Annotated in this window: 15 protein-coding genes; 10 read left to right on the top strand and 5 right to left on the bottom strand. The window is 54.1% G+C overall.

Annotation, left to right across the window (positions count from 1 at the left end):
* Together DG177_RS07085 and DG177_RS07080 are read right to left on the bottom strand one after the other, a co-directional pair.
* Window positions 1–708 (bottom strand): ATP-binding cassette domain-containing protein, encoded by a 708-nt coding sequence (locus DG177_RS07085; RefSeq protein WP_108810852.1) that lies wholly within the window; start codon window positions 706–708, stop codon window positions 1–3.
* Window positions 705–1,844, bottom strand: coding sequence for an FtsX-like permease family protein (locus DG177_RS07080; protein ID WP_108810851.1), 1,140 nt, complete (start codon window positions 1,842–1,844; stop codon window positions 705–707). The genes DG177_RS07085 and DG177_RS07080 overlap by 4 nt, the downstream gene beginning before the upstream one ends.
* Before the next feature lie 90 nt (window positions 1,845–1,934).
* Here DG177_RS07080 and DG177_RS07075 point away from each other — a divergent pair, with 90 nt between their 5' ends.
* The 5 genes from DG177_RS07075 to DG177_RS07055 all read left to right on the top strand — a co-directional run bounded on the left by DG177_RS07075 (window position 1,935) and on the right by DG177_RS07055 (window position 6,904).
* Entirely contained in the window at window positions 1,935–2,603 is a 669-nt protein-coding gene (locus DG177_RS07075; protein ID WP_108810850.1) for a TetR/AcrR family transcriptional regulator C-terminal domain-containing protein, read from the top strand.
* A 93-nt stretch (window positions 2,604–2,696) separates the two neighbouring features.
* Window positions 2,697–4,400: an AMP-binding protein gene (locus DG177_RS07070; protein ID WP_108810849.1), complete on the top strand. Its 1,704-nt coding sequence runs from the start codon at window positions 2,697–2,699 to the stop codon at window positions 4,398–4,400.
* A gap of 77 nt (window positions 4,401–4,477) precedes the next feature.
* Window positions 4,478–5,119: a glutathione S-transferase N-terminal domain-containing protein gene (locus DG177_RS07065; protein WP_108810848.1), complete on the top strand. Its 642-nt coding sequence runs from the start codon at window positions 4,478–4,480 to the stop codon at window positions 5,117–5,119.
* A 189-nt stretch (window positions 5,120–5,308) separates the two neighbouring features.
* Window positions 5,309–5,920, top strand: coding sequence for a DUF6445 family protein (locus tag DG177_RS07060; protein ID WP_108810847.1), 612 nt, complete (start codon window positions 5,309–5,311; stop codon window positions 5,918–5,920).
* Between the two features lie 33 nt (window positions 5,921–5,953).
* On the top strand, window positions 5,954–6,904 hold the full coding sequence (locus tag DG177_RS07055; RefSeq protein WP_108810846.1) for an MBL fold metallo-hydrolase: 951 nt from the start codon (window positions 5,954–5,956) through the stop codon (window positions 6,902–6,904).
* An 8-nt stretch (window positions 6,905–6,912) separates the two neighbouring features.
* On the opposite strand, the gene DG177_RS07050 is transcribed toward DG177_RS07055, so the two are convergent.
* Window positions 6,913–9,267: a patatin-like protein gene (locus DG177_RS07050; RefSeq protein ID WP_108810845.1), complete on the bottom strand. Its 2,355-nt coding sequence runs from the start codon at window positions 9,265–9,267 to the stop codon at window positions 6,913–6,915.
* Window positions 9,268–9,371: 104 nt separating this feature from the next.
* Here DG177_RS07050 and radA point away from each other — a divergent pair, with 104 nt between their 5' ends.
* Genes radA through DG177_RS07030 form a run of 4 tightly spaced genes read left to right on the top strand, consistent with a single transcriptional unit; the run spans window position 9,372 to window position 13,471 of the window.
* On the top strand, window positions 9,372–10,736 hold the full coding sequence (radA, locus tag DG177_RS07045) for a DNA repair protein RadA (RefSeq protein ID WP_108810844.1): 1,365 nt from the start codon (window positions 9,372–9,374) through the stop codon (window positions 10,734–10,736).
* A 9-nt stretch (window positions 10,737–10,745) separates the two neighbouring features.
* A complete protein-coding gene (locus DG177_RS07040) occupies window positions 10,746–11,258 on the top strand; it encodes a CvpA family protein (protein ID WP_108810843.1) in 513 nt (170 codons plus the stop codon).
* Window positions 11,255–11,695, top strand: a complete 441-nt coding sequence (locus DG177_RS07035; protein ID WP_108810842.1) for an iron-sulfur cluster assembly scaffold protein — start codon at window positions 11,255–11,257, stop codon at window positions 11,693–11,695. Before DG177_RS07040 ends, DG177_RS07035 begins: the two co-directional genes overlap by 4 nt.
* 24 nt (window positions 11,696–11,719) lie before the next feature.
* Window positions 11,720–13,471, top strand: coding sequence for a monovalent cation:proton antiporter-2 (CPA2) family protein (locus DG177_RS07030; protein WP_337658591.1), 1,752 nt, complete (start codon window positions 11,720–11,722; stop codon window positions 13,469–13,471).
* A 9-nt stretch (window positions 13,472–13,480) separates the two neighbouring features.
* On the opposite strand, the gene aroB is transcribed toward DG177_RS07030, so the two are convergent.
* Both aroB and DG177_RS07020 read right to left on the bottom strand, forming a co-directional pair.
* Window positions 13,481–14,581, bottom strand: coding sequence for a 3-dehydroquinate synthase (gene aroB, locus DG177_RS07025; RefSeq protein WP_108810840.1), 1,101 nt, complete (start codon window positions 14,579–14,581; stop codon window positions 13,481–13,483).
* Complete coding sequence (locus tag DG177_RS07020) at window positions 14,578–15,141, bottom strand: shikimate kinase (RefSeq protein WP_337658590.1); 564 nt, start codon at window positions 15,139–15,141, stop codon at window positions 14,578–14,580. The genes aroB and DG177_RS07020 overlap by 4 nt, the downstream gene beginning before the upstream one ends.
* A 243-nt stretch (window positions 15,142–15,384) precedes the next feature.
* Between DG177_RS07020 and DG177_RS07015 the strand changes: the two genes are divergently transcribed.
* Window positions 15,385–17,247 (top strand): hypothetical protein, encoded by a 1,863-nt coding sequence (locus DG177_RS07015; RefSeq protein WP_108810838.1) that lies wholly within the window; start codon window positions 15,385–15,387, stop codon window positions 17,245–17,247.
* Window positions 17,248–17,301 lie beyond the last annotated feature (54 nt).

Raw genomic sequence — 17,301 nt, 5'->3', positions numbered from 1 at the left:
TCAATGATCGGGCATCTCTTTGCCATCATGGGTGATCCGGCCGTCTTCCATGACCAGGATACGGTCGGCCAGATCGAAAATACGGTTGTCATGGGTTACGATAATCACGGTGCGTTCAGGTGCGAGGGCAACTTCGCGCAGCAGGTCCATGACCCGCCGACCCGATTTCGCATCCAGTGCAGCTGTCGGTTCGTCACACACCACCAGTCGCGGTTCGTGGACCAGGGCACGAGCAATCGCGACCCTTTGTTGCTGGCCGCCTGACAGTTGCCGCGGCAATTTGTCGGCCTGATCAGCAATATTGAGCTTGTCGAGCATCGCCCGCCCACGTTCTACCGCCTCGTCACGTTTCATACCGGCAGCAACCAGCGGGACAGAGGCGTTCTCAGCGGCCGTCAACGTCGGGATCAGATTATATTGCTGAAAGATAAAGCCGATATTCGACAGCCGGAAACGGACAAGGTCATTGTCGGACAGGCTGTAAATATCTTGCCCGAACACGGAAACCGAACCGTCGGTGGGATATAATATTCCAGCGATAATCGAGATCATCGTGGTCTTGCCGGAACCGGATTCGCCCACCAGATAGGTCAGCTCACCGGACCGGATTTCCGCATCGATACCGTGCAGCACCCGGATCATCTGGCTTCCGGCGCTGAACTCTTTGACAATGCCATTTATAGTGATGGCGGTGCGCGTCTCGATCATCTGAAAACCTCAGCCGGTTCGGTTTTCAAAACGCTGCGCAAGGCCAGCCAGCCGGTGATCAGGATCATCGCAATGACCACCGCAGCAGTCAGTAACGGTATCTCCCATGGCGTATAAAAGCCTTTGAAATCGGGCGAGCTAGAAGCGCCAGAAGAGATAAAGATCGCCGCCAGCAAAATTCCTATGCCATAGCCGACAAGGCCGACCAGCAAGGCCTGCGCAGCGACCATCATGCGAATTTTATTGTTGGTCACGCCAATTGCCTTAAGCGCGCCGAATTGCTTGATATTATCGCGGATGAACAGGCTGAAGGTGAGGCCGACAATCGCGACCCCGACAATGAAGCCTAATGCCACAGTGATTCCGAAATTGACCGGAATACCGGTATTTTCGATAATGAAATCGACGCCGTCGCGGGCAAATTCGTCGCGGGTTCGCGCCTTCAGTCCGGTGGCTTCGGTAATCCGGGTAGCAACCTGTTTGGCGGTAAGGCCTTCCGAAGCATTGGCCAGTACGAAAGACATGCGGTTGCGTGTGCCGGGAACAAAGGCCAGTGCGTTGGAATAGCGGGTGTAGAGAATGACCTGGCTGGTAAAGCTCGGGTCCACATCGACAATCCCGCGAATGACCGCACGCCGGTCATTGAGCTCGAGGCGCACGCCGATGGGATCAAAACCTTCGGGAAACAGCTTGGCGGCGCCAACGCTATCGATGATGACGGCGTCGGGTTCATAAAGCGCCTCGCGGCTTCCCTTCACAAACTTCTTGGGCAACCCGATCAGTGTTGCGTCGTCAACACCGACAACGGTCACGCCCTCCAGATCGCCTTCCGGTGTACGCACGGTGGCACCGGAGCGCAGCATTGGAGAAGCCCACTCTACGCCATTGACCGAGCGGACTTTGTCGAGCGCCGTTGATGGCATTGGCAAGGCAACGTCAGGGGTCCGGCTGACCGGATCCATTACCCAGATATTGGCCGTTGGGATATTGTAGACGGCCGTCGCCCCGCGCTCGATCAGGTTGATGAAAATCGTAAGTTGCTGCGAGATCAGCAGAGCGGAGAAGGCGACACCGAACAGCAGACCGAAGAATTTTTGACGGTCTCCAGTCAACATTCTGATGGCAATCCACGTCATCGAATCAGGCCTTTTGTGATTGGGGTTGAACACAGGAGTAGTAAGAGACATAATGAACGTCAACGTTTTATTATACGGAACCGTTCAATAATGCCTGATAGCAAGACCGCTAAAACCAAACCCCCAAACGTTATCAAGGCGTTGGGCCGTCCTGTCGATACGACCAAAAGTGCAACCATATTGAACGCCGCTCGCCACGAGTTTTTTAATATCGGCTTTGCGCAATCGAGTATCGAATCGATAGCTGCGCGCGCCGGTGTATCGAAGGTAACGGTCTATAATCGCTTCAAAACCAAGGAGGCTCTTTTTGCTGCGGCTGTTGGTAGTGAATGTGCTGTTATGCGGAAGGCCCTGTCCGTTGAAGCGACCTCGGGCGGCACAATCCGGGCGCGGCTAGTGCATTTCGGCATGGAAATGGTCGCCTTTTTGTGGCGCGACGAGATGGTGCGGTTCGAACGGCATCTGGCCGTCGAAGTGGAGCATAATCCGGAAATAGGGCTGCTGTTTTTGGATGCCGGCCCCCGCCGATTGCATCAGGCCTTGTCGCAACTCTTGGACGAAGCGGTGGCCGACGGCGAACTGGAGATTGATGATACGGAACTGGCGGCTGAACATTTGTCCGGAATGGTCAAAGGTTTAGCGGATTTGGAGCGACGGTTCGGCGCCAATGTTTCCATGGCGAAAATACCGGATCCCAAAGCTGCCAAGCGGGTGAATAGCGCGGTGGACCTTTTCCTGAAAAGCTACGGAAAGTCCTGACGGGACCATAGTGGAGCATGGATATGGCGATTGTTCCCCATAACAGCAGAATTACCATTGTCAGCCGTTGAGGGTTCACTTACATGGATGTTAATGACTGAAACCCCCGTAACGCAGCCGCAAAGCGATTCCGCGCCCATCTGGAAGTCACGCTATAATCATCCCGCCGACTGGGATCAGTTCTTTCCACCCTTGTCGATGCCCGGCATGTTTTTCGGTTCGGCTGGCCGGCGTGGTGATGCGAATTTGCTCGATTTCATGGGGCGCAAGTACAGCTATGCAGAGGTTGCTGCCGGTGTCGTGCGTGTCGCCAGAGGGTTGCAGGACCTCGGCGTAAAAAAGGGCGATCGGGTCGGCTTGTTTCTTCCCAACGTACCGCATTATGTCACCGCCTATTATGGCGCGATGGCGATTGGCGCGACGGTGGTAAACTTCTCCCCGCTTTACACTGTGGATGAGCTGAATCATCAGGTGGAGGATAGCGGTACCAAAATTCTGTTCACGCTTTCTGCGAGCGCCGTCTTTCCAACCGCATATCAAGTGCTGCAACAATCCAGCCTCGAACGGCTGGTCGTGGGCAGTGTCGCTGGTGCCTTGCCGGGTGCCAAGGCCCTGTTTTACCGCCTGTTCCGCCGCAAGGAAAATTCACCTCAGCCCGATGATGACCGGATCACGCCCTTTGCCGATCTGACCAATAATGATGGCAAATATATCGCACCCAATATCCATCCCGAAAAGGATATTGCGCTGTTGCAATATACTGGCGGCACAACGGGCGTTCCCAAAGGTGCGATGCTCAGCCACCAGAATCTGACCGCCAATGCGCGACAGATTAACAGCATTGATCCGTTTATTGACGATGACGACCGCCTGATGGGTGTGCTGCCCTTTTTCCATGTCTTCGCCAATAGTGCCGTACTTAACCGGACCGTGCAGAGAGGCGGAGAGATTGTCATGCTGCCGCGCTTTGATGCCAAGCAGACATTGAAGGCCATTACGCGCAACCAGATTACCGCAATGCCCGGTGTGCCGACTATGTATCAGGCGCTGCTGGACCATCCTGATATTGACAAAACCAACTTCTCGTCGCTGAAAGTCTGCGTATCGGGCGGCGCACCGTTGCCGCTCGAGCTGAAGAAAAAATTTGAAGCAAAGACGGGCGCAAAGCTGGTGGAGGGCTATGGCCTGACTGAAAGTTCCGGCGTTGTCAGCGCGAATCCCTATTCCGGTTTGAATAAATCCGGAACGATCGGACAGCCCGTGCCGGGTACTTTGGTGAAGCTGGTCGATAAGGAAGACCCGACCAAGCAGGTCGCTGAAGGCGAACCGGGCGAGCTCATTTTTTCCGGGCCGCAAGTCATGCAGGGATATTGGAACCGGCCCGATGCGGATGACGACGTGTTTGTCGATGGCTTCCTGCGGACCGGCGACGTGGCGGTGATTGACGAGGATGGCTATGTCAAAATTGTCGATCGGCTAAAGGATATGATCGCTGTTGGCGGTTTCAAGGTTTTTCCAAGCCAGGTCGAGGAAGTGCTTTACAAGCATGATGCGGTCAAGGAGGCGCTCGTTATCGGCGTGCCGGACGATTATCGCGGCGAGAGTCCGAAAGCTTTTGTGGCGTTGGAAGAAGGTGCGGATGTCGATGGCGCTGCCCTGAAGGACTGGCTGAATCCCCAGCTTGGCAAACATGAGCGGGTTTCAGATGTCGTGGTGCGAGAGAGTCTGCCCAAGACCATGATCGGCAAACTGGATCGCAAAGCGTTGCGGGCCGAGGAGCTGGATCAAAAGATCTAGATCGTAAAACGGCGCGCCCACGCGTTCTTTTGATCGGTGGTAATGACAGACATGTGTTTTGCCATTAGCGTCAGCATATGGCTCAGCCGACACTCCATATTCGCGGGACAATCATCTCGACTTACAGCCGCATTGTGCAGACGGTGGCGGAAGAAGCCGGGATTAGCTGGACGATTACCGCAACACCGGCAGGCAGTCCGGAAAACAGACAGCGGCATCCGTTTCGTAAAGTGCCGACGGTCGAGATTGACGGGCTCAATCTCTACGAGAGCGTCGCGATTTGCCACTATATTGATAATGCCCATAATGACGGGGCACTGCAACCGGACGATCATGCGGCCCGGGCCGAGATGGATCGCTGGATATCGGTCGCCAATGCCTATTTGTTTCCGGTTGCCGAGCATGGTTTGCTGATGCCGCGACTGGCCCATCGATATTTAAAAACACCCTTGCGATCTGATGTGATTGAGGCGGCCCTGCCGGAAATAGCCGAGCATCTTGGGATCGTGTGTCAACGGGTGGAGGAAGTTCCCTATTTTGCCGGTGATCAATTCTCGCTTGCCGATATTTTTATCTATTGCATATTGCGCCCGGTCCAGATGACATCGGAGGGTGATCATCTGATCGGTCAGCTTTTGCCGCTGCGCCATTGGCTCAATAAAATCGGCAAACGGCCCAGCTTGGTCGCGACCCGCTGGGACACGGAAAAAGACGAGTAAGACCTGTCCTACAGGCCGATGCATATGATAGTAGGACTTATCAGTTTTCGGTTTTTACCTGGTTTGATTAATATTGTTTTTTATCAGTATGATATACAGGAATTTGGGTTTGCAATTCTGAGAGTGAAAACGGCCCAAAGGGCTGTGTTCAGATTGTCAACTTCGTAACGGATTACAGGAGGTTTCGAAATGCTGCCATCACTGTTGATCATTGATGACTTTCTGTCGGATCCGATGGTGGCGCGCAACGCGGCGTTGGCGCTGGACTATGACGCAAAGTTTAAGCGCGGCAATTATCCAGGTCATATATCAACAAAGCCGCTGGACATTCAGGGGCTCAATGAACGGGTTTCCAAGACCATTGGTGTGCCGGTTGAAGCGGCATCCGGTACCAGTCATTGCCATTGCCGGATCACCCTGAAAGGCGACAAGGGACGTAGCGGCGTACATATTGATCCGGCCTTTTATTCCGGCATTCTCTATCTGTCGCTGCCTGAGCAATGCAAAGGTGGCACCGAGTTTTTCCAACACAAGCGCACGGGATTGGAGCGGGTTCCGAGCGATCCTCTGGCGATCACGAAAGCAGGCTATTCGGACATAAATGCGCTGATCGAAGATGTCGTCAACCGGGATACGCTGCACAAGGCTAAATGGGAGCGGACGATGCTGGTGCCGATGCGGTTTAATCGGCTGATCCTGTTCAGTCCCTGGTTGTTCCACAATAGCGGTGCGGCCTTTGGGACATCACCAGAAACCGGACGTCTCGTGCATCTGATGTTCTTTGCCAAAGCAAAAAGATAGGTTACAAGCCTGTAAATTTTAGGAGAAACCCCAATGAAAGCCATATTGACCAAGACACTATCTCTCGCCCTTTTGGCAGTTTCTCCGTTAGCATTGACGGCTTGTGCCGAGACCAACGCACAAGAAGCGGATCGCTTCGCCAAGGTGGAGATAAAGACTGAAAACCTGGGTGATGGTATCGCGGTGCTTTTTGGTGCTGGCGGTAATATTGGTGTTTCCTATGGCCCCGATGGTACGGTGCTGATTGACGACCAGTTTGCGCCACTGACACCAAAGATACAGGCGGCTGTGGCGGCGCTCGGCGCCGATCCGGTCAAATATCTGATCAACACGCATTGGCACTATGATCATACCGGCGGAAACGAGAATTTCGGCAAGGCAGGCGCGCTGATCATGGCGCATGATCATGTGCGGCAACGAATGGCGGGTCAGCAGACCAGCGGCCGCGGTAATGATCCCGCATCGCCCAAAGAGGCGCTGCCGGTGGTGACTTATCATGACGGTTTGAAGCTGCACCTCAACGGTGATGAGGTACACGTAAAGCATATGAAACGCGCACATACCGATGGCGACAGCATTGTGTTTTGGAAAAAGGCCAATGTGCTGCACATGGGCGACCTCTACTTCAACAAAGTGACTTTGCCGTTTATCGACCTTAACAGCGGCGGCAACGCCATGGGAGTTCTGGACGCTGCCGAAGCGGCGCTGACCATGGTGGATGACAATACAAAAATCATTCCCGGCCATGGCCCGATGGCAACCAAAGCGGATCTGATGGGCTATCGCGACATGCTGAAAAGCGTGATCGGTGCGGTGAAACAAGCAAGAGGTGAAGGAAAGTCGCTGGAACAGATTCAGGCGATGAAGCCTGCCGCCAAATGGGACACAAACAAGGACGCCTTCATCAAGGGTGATGCTTTTGTCGAAGCGGTCTATAAGAGCTTGAAAATGCCATCTCATGAAGCAGGCGAACACAAGCATTGATGGCTGCTTCAGGGCGTTGCGCGGTTAATCTCTTTGCGCAGGGAGGTCATTAACGGCCCCGCCTTAGTGAGCCGGTGTTCCTCCTCATCAATGATCGCGCGGAAGAGGGTTTTCTTGAATTCCAGCGTTTTGATGGCATCAGGGCGTTTGGCCTCGGGCAATGTGGAAAGCAGGATATCGATCATCCGCTCGGCGCCGTGGAGCCGGCCCCAGAGATAGTCATTCTCGCGATAGGAGCGGCTGAAAAAGGCTCCAAAGTTATTGAATTCAATGCCTTTTAATGTCGCTGCGACGCCGCCTTGGCGGATCGACTTCGCGTCTTCAGGAGAAATTCGGTCGACCTTGATTGGATCAAATTCATCGAGACCTTCACCCTGTAAAAGGGGCAGGGTGGCGATGTCGTAAAATGGGAAGCCGAGGAAGGCGAGTAACATCGAGCGCTTTTCGGCCTTGGGCAATCCGGCCATCGCTTCGGCAAGCTTGGCGTCGACCAGAGCATCCGCTGCGACGAGATCGCGGGCTGTGGCCAGCCGGTCCAGCATGGCAGAGGGCTGGAGTTCGGCATGCTCGGCCAGTGCAACGAAGTCATCGCCAAGATATTCGATGGTCTCGCGTTCGATATAAAGAGCAAGGCAATCGTAGATGACATCATGCATCTGCTCGATCACGGCATAGTCGTCGGGATGGGCGCTATCGAGATCTTCGGCAAAGCGGCGCGCAAGAAAGCGCAGCCGGCGGATACGATAGCCCAGATCATGTTGACGAAAAAAGTCGGCGGCCAGTTTTGACGGGCCAGCGCCGCCTTTCTTGCCGATATTTTCAAACCCGCGTTGGCGCATTTCGGCCCATAATGTCTCGCGCAGCGCTTGATGGTTATGGACATTTGGTTCTGCTTTTGCCCGCCTCACCGTATGCGCAATATCTTCGAGTACGGTCGCGAGTTTGAGGTGGCCATAGGCGCTGTAGGAGAAGCCAGCGAGCTTGCTTGCCTTATCGCGCGATTTGCGTCGCCAAGCGGCCAGCCGAGCCGCAGTTGGCCGGTCCAGGAACAGGGTTCGTCCAAAAATGGCTTCCACATTCTGCTCGACCTCTGCGCGCAAATTGTCGGTAATCTGCCGCATCTGAATGATCCGGCTTGATCGCCGCGATATGTCATCGAGATTGTCGCGGATCGGCTGTTCCCGAGGGATGTTCGATATCGCACCGAAGATGGTGGAGAAGAAACCGGGCAGGCTTTCATCCTCGGTTTCCTGCGCGGCCTGAAGCCGTTGAAGTGCGCGATCGCTTTTGGCGACATCAAGATCGGGGCGTGGATCAATGTACACGAAGCGGCGATCAACCTCACGCTTGGCCGGCCGGTTTTTCAGCGCTTCGATCGCTTGAGCAAAGGGGGCATTGGCGAGAACAGAGCCGTCAATCAATACGGTATCATCGGCGGTCCCGGCCCGGCTCTGGTTGGGCAAGATACGTTTTAGAAAATTGCGACGATTGGACCAGACATGACCACGATCAGACAATTCACTGTCCAGTTCGGTAACCGTGAATGGTGGAAATGCACCAGGGAAGCTGGCTGTCGCGCGACCGGCGAAGACCAGTTCGGCTGGATCGGCAATATCGCCGCCATTTGATCCGCGCGTCGAAAAGCTGATGGTAATCCGATGCTCCATCTCCAGTGCCTCGGGAGGGCTGTGCAGCTGTAGCTTTTCAGGATGGCCAACAAAGTCCGTGACCGTCACAAATAAATCGAGCGGTTGTCCCGGTGGCAGCAATTTGGGACCTCGCTCAGTCTTTTTCATGGTCGCAAGCGCGTCCAGGATCAGACCGGAGAATATCTTGCCGCCAAAGGGTGGCGCAAACCAGCGCGCGCGAACGAATCGCGAGAGTTTCATTTTTACCTCTTCGCGCGCTTCTTTCGAGACCGTCTGCTCTACGGCACCGCCTTTGCGACCCAGCGCCATCCATGCAATGGGTTCTGCCCAGAATTTCGAAAAGCGTGATAGCGGTCTTGCATCCGGGTCAAGCAGCGTATCGACATCTGCTGTCTCCAGCCACATATCTGTCAAAGGCTCGAGAGATTCACCGGAGATGAGGGCTTGCGAAAGAAATATGCCATTGATCCCACCGGCGCTGGCGCCGGCAATAATATCGGGTAGCACACGCAATTTGACGGTGCTTTCCTGTTCTATCCACTCCAATATATCGTAATAGGTTCCACGGCTGCACTTGTGGTTCTTCTCACCATCATGAAAATCCCTGCTGGCTTTGGCAAGCTTCCAGATTTCCTTGGTGATACCGTGCATGTAGATGGCAAGACTTACGCCGCCATAGCAAATAAGAGCGAGTCTGAGTTCCTTTTGGCGCATCGGCTTAAGAGTGACAGGATGAACGGAATCGCGCAAGCAGGAAAGCGGTTGAAAAAGCCATCAAAAACTATAATGTTCCTTTTTTGTTCTAGTGGAAGTCGGGTATGGCGAAGCCAAAGAAAAAATATGTCTGCCAAAATTGTGGTTCCATTTCGCATCGTTGGCAAGGGCAATGCGTGGATTGCGGGGAATGGAATACGCTTGTCGAGGAAGCAGGGGACACAGTTTTTGCCGCCAAACATAATCTGCAAAGCGGGGGCAGAGAGGTTCGGCTAGTAGGGCTCGATTCTGAGATACAGCTGCCCGAGCGCAAAAAGACCGGTATCGAAGAATTTGATCGTGCAGTTGGCGGCGGACTGGTCGCAGGATCAGCCACTTTAATGGGCGGCGATCCGGGTATCGGAAAATCAACGCTTTTGCTGCAGGTTTCGGCAAAACTGGCGAATGCAGGATGCTCTGTTGCTTATATTTCCGGTGAGGAAGCAGCGGATCAGGTAAGGTTGCGTGCACGGCGGCTCGGGCTTGGAAAGGCACCGGTCAAACTGGCATCAGCAACCTCGGTCCGCGATATTTTGACCACATTGGGTCAGGATGCCCCGGATTTCGTCGTGATCGATTCCATACAAACCATGCACAGCGATCTTATCGAAGGTGCACCCGGAACGGTCAGTCAAGTGAGGGCATCCGCGCAGGAGTTGATCAAATTCGCCAAAGAACATGGCACGATGATCATGCTGGTCGGCCATGTGACCAAGGACGGCAATATTGCCGGTCCGCGAGTATTGGAACATATGGTCGATACCGTGATGAGCTTTGAAGGTGAGCGCAGTCATCAGTACCGGATATTGCGGTCGATCAAGAACCGCTTTGGCGGCACTGATGAAATTGGCGTATTCGCGATGGAGGAGATGGGCCTCGGCGAGGTGCAGAACCCATCTGCGCTGTTCCTGACCGATCGAAACGAAGAGGTGACCGGCGCAACCGTTTTTCCGGCGCTTGAGGGAACGAGGCCCGTTTTGGTCGAAATTCAGGCGCTGACCGTCCGGCTGGCCAGCGGGGCGACTCCCCGCCGTTCTGTTGTTGGTTGGGACAGTTCTCGCCTGGCGATGATATTGGCCGTACTGGAAGCGCGTTGCGGCCTCAGTTTTTCGGGGGCAGAAGTTTATCTCAACGTGGCTGGCGGATATCGGTTGACCGACCCAGCGGCCGACCTTGCCGTCGCGGCCGCCTTGATCTCTGCCCATGCCGAAAAACCGATGCCGAGCGATGCCGTAATTTTTGGAGAGATAGCGCTTTCGGGGGAAATTCGGCCAGTATCCAATACGACACTGCGGTTAAAAGAGGCCTCGAAACTCGGTTTCGGCAGGGCGCTAATCCCAGCCTCCAAGGAAACCGCGCCTGCGGGTGTGAATTGTGTGAACTTTGCGAAGCTTGCCAATCTCGTTGACCATATGCTTGGCCGCGATTAGCTAGTCTTTATGACTGGTCTCGATATTTTCGTTTTATTGCTAATGGGTGGCGCAGCCATTTTTGGTTTCCTGCGCGGATTTGTGCAGGAAACGCTCTCATTAATCGCTTGGGTGATGATCATCTTCGCGGTGCGTTTTTTCCACACGCCCGCGACCGATTTCTTGATTTCGCCTGTTGGTAACGAGGGCGGTGCATCGGTGCTGGCCTTCGGTTCGATCGTGATTGTAACCTATGCTTTAGGGCGCTGGATCGCCAAATCCATCGGCCGTAAATCGCGCAAATCTCTTCTGGGCCCGATTGACCGTGTCCTGGGTTTTGGTTTCGGGATGGTCAAAGGCTTGATTGGTGCCACGCTTGCATATCTGTTGGTCGTGCTAGTTTATGACAGCATCTATGGCGCTGCAGAACCGCGTCCCGAATGGATTGCAGACTCCCGTACCTATCCGCTGCTCAACGCCAGCGGAGACGCTCTGGTCCAGTTCGTTGAGGAGCGGCGCGAAATGGCGGAGATCGCTGAATGAGCGAGGCGCTTTACACACGTGATATCTTGCGACTGGCTGTTTCCATTCCGCATCAGTCCAGACTTGAGAAGCCTGATGGTACGGCGGAAGTGCGATCACGCACCTGTGGCAGTCGCGTAGCTGCCGATATTATGCTGTCTGATGATGGGACCATTGGACAATTGGGAATAGAGGTGAATGCTTGTGCCTTGGGACAGGCATCTGCCGCGATTTTGGCCGCAGAAGCAATTGGCAAATCAGCAGATCAAGTTGTTATGATCAGACATCAGCTTGCTGGTTTTTTGGATGGCGCGGAAGACAGACCTGGAGATTGGCCGAATATGGATCATTTGATGGCAGCCAAGGAACATAAGGGTCGGCATCCCGCAATCCTGTTACCCTATGACGCGATACTTGCGGCATTTGAATCGGCTGCAACCAAGAATGAGGCTGCTTAGAAAATGGAAGGTGCAGAAACACATATGAGCGATCTGCTCTTTGGCGGATTCATCATGTTGGGCGCAGCATTGATACTGGTGCTTTTGTTCCGCAAGTTCGGGATAGGTGCGGTTCTGGGATATCTGATCGCTGGCATAATGATCGGTCCGCAAGGCTTTGGTCTGATCAGCGAAGGCGAAACGATTCTTGAATTTTCGGAGATCGGAATCATCCTGCTGCTGTTTCTGGTGGGGCTGGAATTGGCGCCGGCGCGCCTCATGCGGCTGCGCAATGCCATATTCGGGCTGGGATTAAGTCAGGTTGCCTTCTGTGGATTGGCGCTGTTTCTGCTGATCATGGCGACGACAAATTTTACATTCGGAGCCGCTATTGCGTTGGGTTTGCCGCTCGCCCTGTCGTCAACTGCTCAGGTTCTACCGATGTTGCAGTCCTCGGGCCGGCTCAACACTCCAACGGGTGAAAAAGCATTTTCGATTCTGTTGTTTCAGGATTTGTCGATCATTCCATTGCTGACGATCGTAGCGGTTCTGTCCCGTGCACCGGCAGAGGCCGGGGCACTGCCCGGCTGGTTGACCGCTGTTCTTGGTGTTCTGGCTATTGGCGGATTGATCCTTGCCGGACGATATATCCTGCAGCCTGTCCTGGAACTGATTGGCAGGATCGCCGAACGGGAGTTGTTCATCGTGGCTGGATTGGTCGCTGTATTCGGCAGCGCAGCCTTGATGGAATTGATCGGACTATCTCCGGCTTTGGGCGCCTTTATCGCTGGTGTAATGCTCGCCAATTCCCCTTATCGCCACGAGCTGGAAGCGGATATTGATCCGTTTCGATCTCTGCTTCTGGGTCTGTTCTTCCTTGCTGTCGGCATGATGCTGGACATCGGCGTCATTGCCGAGAACACGGCATTTGTGTTCGGTGCCGCAATGGCTCTGGTGGTGACCAAAATCGTCATCATATTCTCTTTGGGTAAGCTTTTTGGGATGGATACATTGCCTGCTTTGGGCATGGGCATGCTGCTCAGCCAGGGCGGTGAATTTGGATTCGTTCTGTTCGCCGAGGCGGAGCGGGCATTATTGATCCAACCGGAGGCTAGCAGCCTTTTTGGCGCGGTCATTACGATTTCGATGGCGACAACGCCTCTGCTCATACTGATTGTTGAGCGCTTTAATGTTGCTCGAACAGAAGGTGATGTTGATCTTGATGATCCGTCACTGGCGGGTAAGGCGTCGGCGATTGTTGTTGGTCATGGGCGGTTCGGACAGACCGTCGCTCAGATGCTTACCGGCGCGAACATACCTGTGACAATTATCGACATCAAGCCGCAGCAAATCGGCGTCAGTCAGAAATTTGGCCGCAAGGTTTTCTATGGTGATGGAACCCGCGTGGATCTTTTGCGCGGAGCCGGGGCCGATGAATGTGCTGCGATTGTTTTTTGTATGGATGGCAAGGAGTTGAACGCTGAGTCTCTGGACATGATAAAAATGTCTTTCCCCGGCGCAAAACTGTTCGTTCGCGCTTATGACCGCGTGCATTTGCTTGAGGTGAAAAAGGCAGGTCTTGACGGGGTGAAACGGGAGGTGTTTGAATCAGCCATCCATCTCGCTCGTCAAACAATGACTGCTATTGATATCGATGAATCATTGATTGATGAAGTTGACCGCGAATTCCGGCAGCTGGATTGCGATCGCCTTGAAGCGCAGCGCGCGGCAGGGGATATGCTTGCGGGCAAGCATCTTGGCTTCGGAATTACAAGTACCAAGAGGGGAGGGGATTAGGTTCGCGCGCTATCTAGCCTGATCAAGAAACGAAGCTACATCTTCCAAAGCTACATCATCTGCAAGAAATGTCTGGCCAATACCGTTGGCGAGCAGGAAGGGAAGGTTACCGGCCGTCATTTTCTTGTCATGCAACATATGTTGCACTAGCCGCTCGCCCGGAGCATTGACTGAAGCGCTTTTCAGGCCGTGCGGCAGACCGGAGCGTTCCAGATGGCTTTCGACACGAAGCGCATCGGCACCATCACAATGACCACGTCTAGCGGAATAGTGAAAGGCCAACGCCATGCCAGCAGCAACCGCCTCACCATGCACCAGTGCACTGGAATATCCGGTTTCAGCTTCGAGCGCGTGCCCAAAAGTATGGCCAAGGTTTAACAACGCCCGGCGACCACTGAGCTCCTTTTCATCCTCTACGACAATGCCTGCCTTCGCCCGGACACTCTCGGTAATGGCATAGGTTAGAGCAGCTGGGTCACGATTGAGTAGCTCAGCGCCATTATTCTCGCACCAGTCAAAAAAAGATGCGTTATTGATCAGGCCATATTTAACGACTTCGGCATATCCCGCCCGCAATTCGCGATCGGGCAATGTCCCCAGCACCAATGGGTCGATGAGAACATATTCCGGCTGATTGAATCGACCGATAAGATTTTTGCCGGCACGGCTGTTTATGGCCGTCTTGCCACCGACACTGCTGTCTACCTGAGCCAGTAGGCTGGTCGGAATCTGGATAAAATGGCAACCCCGTTTCAGGATGGAGGCCGCGAAACCGGTAAGGTCACCAATAACACCGCCACCCAATGCGATCAGCGTATCCGACCGCTCCGCGCCCTCGTCCAGAAGCCAGTCGGTTAGTTGCTCGAGAACGGTCCAACTCTTGGTCTGTTCGCCCGGGGGGAGGATCTTGCTGACCACTTTGATCCCGGATTTCTGCAAGCCCGTTTCCAGTGGATCGAGCCATTTGGCGGCGACATTGGTGTCGGTTATCAGGAAAACTCTATCGTTCCGGATATGGGGTTTGAGCTTTGCTGCTGCGGCATCCAAAGCCCCGGCTTCAATCAGGATTTCATATCCGTAGCTGGCAAGATCGACGGAAATTCGGTTCATTTACGGAGTGCCTTGATAATATTTTCAACAGTCAGGTCATGAGGCGCATCATTACCGGTGACATGGTGATGTGCCAGCGCATAAACCGGATTTCGCTTGGCGGCCAGATCACGCAATATTGTCTCCGGATCCCCATTTCTAAGCAGGGGTCTGGTATCACGGCGAGAAACACGATTGACCAATATATCAATGTCGGCATCCAGCCATATGGCTGTTGCTTCTGACAATATCAGCTCTCTTGTTTCATCATTCATAAACGCGCCGCCGCCAGTGGCAATGACTTGACGATCCTCTTCCATGAGTCTCGCGATGACCCGTCTTTCGCCATCTCGGAAATAATCCTCGCCGAAACGCTCAAAAATCTCGGCAATTTTTAGATCGGCAGCCTTTTCGATCTCTTCATCGGCATCAACAAAGGGCAAATTCAGTTTTTTTGCCAGTCTTCGCCCAACGGTTGTTTTGCCAACACCCATTAAACCGATCAAAACCAACGGTTTTTCGATCAATATACCAATCTCTTCACCGGATTCTTCGGTGGATCGGTCAAAAGGGTCTTTCATGTTTTTGTCCATTGGGGCAAAGGCTATACAGAGGATGTCATCGAGTGCAAAATGCAATGCGCTTGCATTTGTAAATTTGGTAAGAAGAGAGTTGGTAGAACAAAGATGTCGCGGAGCTTGGTTTTTCTGATTGTCTTTCTGGCTGCTGTCATCGGCGCTATGTTTCTTTTGGCGTCCTTGGATGTGGAACAGGAATTGAAACCGGTTGAAAAGCCAGTCGTTGCCGAGGAATCGAACTAAGCGATGCGGTTTCGCCTAAAACATATTTCACTCGCGACAGCTGGTATTGCCGGCCTTGCTTTGTCATTGCCGGTCTTGGGGCAGAGCTCACCAGAATCGCTTTTGCCACCGGGCTTCGGTGATCCAGCACCTGCGCCAACACCGACACCAACTCCCGCACCACAAGCTACTCCCGCTCCGGGGCCAACTCCCGCCCCAACTACAAGTCGACCGCCATCATCACCGTCTGGTGAATCCACAACCAACGCATCAGGTTCGGTGCCCGGAGTTCCACTCACTCCGCCTTCTTCGATATTGGACTTGAATGAAGACAGTGATCTGGCCGAGTTGGATGACGCGTTGCAACCGCAATATTACTTGGCCCCCGGCGCCCGGCGCTCGATGGTGCAAATAGGCGTTCTGACCGAGCAATCCGGTGGCCTTGGCCCGGATGCATTTGGCGAAGAAGGTGGTCAACATCTCACCAATCTTATCAAGAATCTTAATGGGCCAATAATCTCGCGCTGGGCCTCGATTCTGTTGCGCCGCGCCCTGCTAAGCAAAGTCGACAGTCCAGCAAACGTCAATCCTGCCGATTGGACTGCAGAGCGAGCATGGCGCTTGCTGTTGATGGGTGAAGCTGATGCCGCGCGTGCGTTGGTCTTGAAGGTCGATGGCGGCAATTTCTCACCCCGGCTCTATACTGTTGCCATGCAGGCGCATCTCGCAACCGCAGATCCCGCGGGCATTTGCCCTTATGTTCAAAGTGGCTCTAGAGTCAGTGATGCCCCGACCTGGACAATGTTTGGCCCCATTTGCGCTTCTCTTTCCGGTGAGCAAAGTCGGGCAACCTCACTGTTACGGGCAGCCCGCCGCGAAAAGGCCGCGACTGGAATTGACTATCTGCTTGCTGAAAAAACCGTCGGAGCAGGTTTCGAGGGACGGCGAGCTGTTACAATCAAATGGGACGATATAGAATTTTTCAACAACTGGCGCTTCGGACTGGGATCTGCAACCGGGGTTGAACCGCCAGATCGCCTGTATGAGCAGGCCGGAAGGCATGTTCAAGGTTGGCGCGCCCGGGCACCGATGTTGTCCAGAAACTCACGGATCAAGGCCGCTGATACGGCGGCTGCTATTGGTGTATTGTCAAACAAGGCGATGGTTGATCTCTACGCCGCCGCCTATGATGACCCGGATGCCAGTGATGATTTCAAAGCGCGGGCATCTACCCTGAGACAGGCTTATACCAGCCCAACGGCGACGGGTAGAATTGAAGCCATGCGGTCGCTCTGGAACCGATCCAACGGAGTTTTGACATCCTACTCTGCAAAGATCCTCACGGCTCGCGCGGCGGCGCGCATTCCTGCTTCCCAAGATTTGGCCGATAGCAACGCGGAATTGATCGGATCGATGTTGTCAGCAGGGCTAGACAACAATGCGGCGGAATGGGCCAACGAGGTTGCACCGGGTAGTAATGGCTGGGCTTTGCTAGCCGTGGGCACACCAAATGAATCGGTGGTCGTCAGCTATAGCGGGCTTGATGAGTTTGGTGACAATGATGCGAGCCCGGGTAAGCTGAGGAGCAAGTTTCTGCTTGCGGCCTTGGCTGGTCTAGGGCGCGTGGATGCTGAGGCCCTTCAGGAATTCTCGAACGATGTGGATCTTGATCTAGGTGAAACAAGCAGATGGACTGGCGCCATTAGATCCGCTGCACAACGCGGGCAGAGCGGCACCGTGGCCCTGTTGACCGCTGTTGGTATGCAAGGTCGGGACTGGAATGCGATGTCGCCACTGCACCTTTTCTATATCACGCGTTCGTTAAGCCGTGTCGGGATGGAAGCCGAGGCCCGTATGATAGCTGCCGAAGCGCTGACGAGAACATAGCTTTGCCTTGCCGTGCGTTGCTTCCCAACGGCATCAACTATCGCTATCTCTGAC

Source organism: Sphingorhabdus sp. Alg231-15 (assembly GCF_900149705.1).
In the GTDB taxonomy this organism is placed as follows: Bacteria; Pseudomonadota; Alphaproteobacteria; order Sphingomonadales; family Sphingomonadaceae; genus Parasphingorhabdus.
This window is presented reverse-complemented; position numbering and strand designations above follow the sequence as displayed.